Here is a 4,385-nt window from a genome sequence, read left to right as displayed (position 1 = left end):
AGAGTTTTTTCATATTTGTGTTTTAATTTAAGGTTGTAAAGTTAATGTTTCTCAGTAATTTATAAAAGTCACAATTCAATGATTTAATTTATTCTTTCTATTAATATACCACAAGAATATAAATACCACACGACAAAATGCGTCGTATTAAATTAAAGTTGTGTAAATTCTTTAAGAAGCTTTAATCAATATCTAATGGTATATCTGAAAATATCGGAGTTAAAAAGAGGTTTAAAAGTCGTCTCAGATCTTGTACTTCTCTATACACTTCACTTCGTTCTCGCTACTTGAAGAGACGGAGTTTCTTCTGGTAATCATACTACAGACCAATTGTTCAGATTTTTGAAAAAATTGTATCGGGGAACGAATAATTACAGTATCATTAATAAAAGTTAGATTTCAGGAATTTATTTTAATTTCCGGATCTGTTATACTTCTCAATACGCTACTCGAAGTGACGGGTTTCTTCCTGGTAATAATATTAAATAGATTTTAAAAAATCATCCGAGCATCATCATTAAATAATTGCTTTGGCTTATCCTTAACTCTGTTTCATAAAGTATAGGCTCGGGGTAATAGCTCCGATCGGGCGCTCATGGATCTAAAATTAAGATCGAAACTAAAATTGCTTTGTATCTCTTTTTCCCCTAACTTTGCACAAACCTAATCTAATGAGTAAAAAGAATACAAAATACATCTTTGTAACAGGAGGTGTAACTTCATCTTTGGGAAAAGGAATCGTGTCTGCTTCTCTGGGATTACTGCTAAAATCACGCGGCTTTAATGTAACCATCCAAAAACTTGATCCTTATATCAATATTGATCCGGGAACATTGAATCCTTATGAACACGGAGAATGCTACGTAACCGAAGATGGCGCGGAGACGGATCTGGATTTAGGTCACTATGAGCGTTATCTGGACGCTCCTACCTCTCAAAACAATAACGTTACCACAGGAAAGATTTACCAGACTGTAATTGAAAAAGAAAGAAAAGGAGACTTTTTAGGAAAAACAGTACAGGTAATTCCTCATATTACCAATGAAATCAAACGAAGAATCAAAATCCTTTCCAAACAGAACTACGATATCATTATTACAGAGATCGGCGGAACTGTAGGGGATATTGAATCTTTGCCCTATATTGAAACCGTTCGTCAGCTTAAATGGGAACTGGGAGAGAAAAATTCTATGGTGATTCACCTTACTTTATTGCCTTATCTGGCTTCAAGCGGGGAATTAAAAACCAAGCCATCACAGCACTCCGTTCGTCAATTGATGGAAAGCGGAATTATGGCTGATGTCCTGGTTTGCAGAACAGAGCACAAAATTCCCAAGGACCAAAGAGCTAAACTGGCACAGTTCTGTAACGTTCCATTAGAGAACGTGATTGAATGCAAGGATATGGACACGATTTATGAAGTGCCGATCTACCTCCAGAAACAGAACTTTGATGATGTGGTTTTAAAAGGGCTCGATCTCAAAAGTGAGAAAGAATCGGACCTTAAAGACTGGAAGAGCTTCCTTAAAAAGTTCCAGAATCCTAAAAAGTCAATAGAAATTGCATTGGTAGGAAAATATGTCTCGCTTCAGGATTCCTATATCTCTATTGCCGAAGCTTTCAAGCATGCAGGGGCCGATCTGGAGACAGAAGTGAAAATAAGATGGGTATATAGTGGAGATATCACTGAAGAAAATATCGAAGAAACCTTAAAGGGAGTGAACGGCATTCTTATTGCCCCGGGATTTGGTGACAGAGGGATTGAAGGAAAGGTTCTCACTGCAAAATATGCGAGGGAGAAAAGGATACCGATATTGGGGATCTGCCTGGGAATGCAGATCATGACGATTGAATTTGCCAGAAATGTTCTGGGGTATTCAAAAGCCAATTCTATGGAATTTGATACTTCTACGGCCCATCCTGTGATTTCATTGATGGAGGAACAGAAAAATGTGGTGGATAAAGGGGGAACCATGCGTCTCGGAGCTTGGAAATGCACATTGAAAAACAGTTCCAGATTATCAGAAATTTACGGAAGTAAAAATATTTCTGAAAGACATCGTCACCGTTATGAATTCAATAGTGATTATCTGAACGAATTTGAAAAGAACGGCTTCCTTGCTACGGGAACCAACCCTGAAACAGGATTGGTTGAAGCACTTGAAATGCCTGATCATCCGTTCTATGTAGGAGTACAATACCACCCCGAATATAAAAGTACGGTAGCCACACCTCATCCATTGTTCAGGGCTTTCATTAAAGCCTGTGAAAAGAATTAAAGTAATTGCATATTATAAACGTCTTTCATTAAACTCAGGTTGATTATTATCAGCTTGAGTTTTATTATATAGTAATATATTAAACCATAGAGTTTTGATAAAAAAACAGTATTTTTGCAGCTCAAAAAAGCTGCCGGCTTTCAATTTTAATTATAAATGGTAGCAGACAGGAAAATTAATTATAATAAAAAATCAAATGCAACAGAACAACGGACTCGATAGAAGTCAAATGATTAGTTTTGCGGTTTTATGTTTGGTTCTCTTCGGATTTATGTTTTATTTTCAGAATAAGCAGTCTAAAGAGGAGCAATTAAAGGCTCAGCAACAAAAGACCAAGCAGGTTAAAAATGCTGTAAAACAAACTCAGGCAAGCAATATCAATCCAAATGTAACTCCGAATGCAATTCAGACGGCCAACCTGGCAAATAATGAATTGAAGCTGGAATTTTCCAGTTTGGGAGGACAGGTTTCTAAAGTAGAGCTCTTACAATATAAAGCATATGATCAGAAAAGCGACAAGGCAGATTTACCGCTTTACCTGATTAATAAAAACAATTCAAACTATGGCTTTCAGTTCAAAGACAGAACGGGAAAAGTGATCAATACCAAAGATTTGATTTTCTCTCCTGCGGTGAACGGAAATACCATAACAATGACAGCTAATTACAATGGTGCCGTTATTCAGTTTATCTATACGCTTCTTCCTAAATATACGGTGGATTTTAAAGTAAGAACCCGCGGACTTTCCGGAATCACCTCGGATAATAAGGCTGATTTTATCTGGGATTACAATGTAAGAAATCTGGAAAAGGGGAGGGCCCAGGAGCAGTCCCACTCAGAGTTCTCTTATGCGTTTAACAATTATAAGGACTATGATTATGACGCCAGGACCACTATGGATGAAGAAAAAGAAACACTAAACTGGATCGGTGTAAAGCAGCAGTTCTTTTCTTCAGTGATTGAAGCCAAAAGCGGATTCACCCAAAGTAAAGGGAACCAGGAAACCATTGATGAAGGAGAATACCTTAAGAAATTTAATTACGAAGGATTTGTTCAGATGGCAGGAGGGGAGCTGAACCAGGATTTTACCTGGTATTTCATGCCTCTGGATCTGAAACTGCTGAAAACCTATGATAAAAACTTTGATGAAATCTTACCGTTAGGGTGGTCTTTCATCGGTTGGATGAACCGGGGGTTCTTTATTCCTATGTATAACTTTATTGCATCATGGGGATTAACTGCGGGATGGGCAATTTTCGTTTTAACGATCATTGTGAAGCTGATCCTGTCTCCGATTATGTATAAACAGCATAAGCTGAGTGCTATGATGAGGGTTATCCGTCCTGAAATAGACGAGGTAAATGCCAGATTAAAGGATGCGGATCCTATGAAAAAGCAACAGGCAACAATGGAAGTATACCGGAAAGCAGGAGTAAACCAGATGGCGGGATGTCTTCCGGCTTTGGTGCAGATCCCTATTTTCTATGCATTGTTCCGCTTCTTCCCTAATTTCATTGATCTGAGAGGACAAGGCTTCTGGTTCGCTAAGGACCTTACAGCTTATGATGACCTGATTAAGCTGCCGTTCAAAGTTCCGTTCCTGGGAGATCATTTAAGTATCTTCGCTCTTGCCTGTACCGTGGTAATTTTAATTTATACCATTATGACATCAGGAAACATCCAGCAGCCCCAGCAGGAAGGAATGCCGAATATGAAAGTTTTGATGTACATTTTCCCAATCACCTTTTTATTCTTCTTAAATACTTCAGCTTCAGGTCTTTCTTGGTATTATTTTGTATCAAATGCCATTAATATTTTAATTATCCTTGTGATTAAATACTGGATATTGGATGAAAAGAAAATCCATGCTCAAATCCAGGCCAATAAAGAAAAGCCGAAAGCGGAAGGTAAATTCCAGAAAAGAATGAGGGAAATGATGGAAAAGGCTCAGGAACAACAGAGGCTCGCAGAACAGCAGAGGAACAGAAAAAAGTAAATAATCTAATCTGATATAACTGAAAAGAGAAGCATATTATTGCTTCTCTTTTTTATTTAACCTGAGTTCGGGTTAAGCGAAGTTTAAAAATAATTGACCATCATTTACTT

2 protein-coding genes are annotated in these 4,385 nt (G+C 37.6%); both read left to right on the top strand.

Annotated elements, in window-relative coordinates:
* Positions 1-671: 671 nt before the first annotated feature.
* On the top strand, positions 672-2,279 hold the full coding sequence (pyrG, locus tag ABMQ40_RS16440) for a CTP synthase (RefSeq protein WP_370901560.1): 1,608 nt from the start codon (positions 672-674) through the stop codon (positions 2,277-2,279).
* A 196-nt stretch (positions 2,280-2,475) separates the two neighbouring features.
* A complete protein-coding gene (yidC, locus tag ABMQ40_RS16435) occupies positions 2,476-4,275 on the top strand; it encodes a membrane protein insertase YidC (RefSeq protein ID WP_370901558.1) in 1,800 nt (599 codons plus the stop codon).
* The last annotated feature ends 110 nt before the right edge of the window (positions 4,276-4,385 follow it).

The organism is Chryseobacterium gossypii (assembly GCF_041361455.1).
In the GTDB taxonomy this organism is placed as follows: Bacteria; Bacteroidota; Bacteroidia; order Flavobacteriales; family Weeksellaceae; genus Chryseobacterium; species Chryseobacterium gossypii.
Note: the sequence above shows the minus strand (reverse complement) of the source record. Positions and strands in the feature narration are given on the sequence as shown.

Bases quoted from the DNA above. Each gene is read 5' to 3' on its own strand.
- pyrG (WP_370901560.1), top strand. From the start codon at position 672: ATGAGTAAAAAGAATACAAAATACATCTTTGTAACAGGAGGTGTAACT.
- yidC (WP_370901558.1), top strand. From the start codon at position 2,476: ATGCAACAGAACAACGGACTCGATAGAAGTCAAATGATTAGTTTTGCG.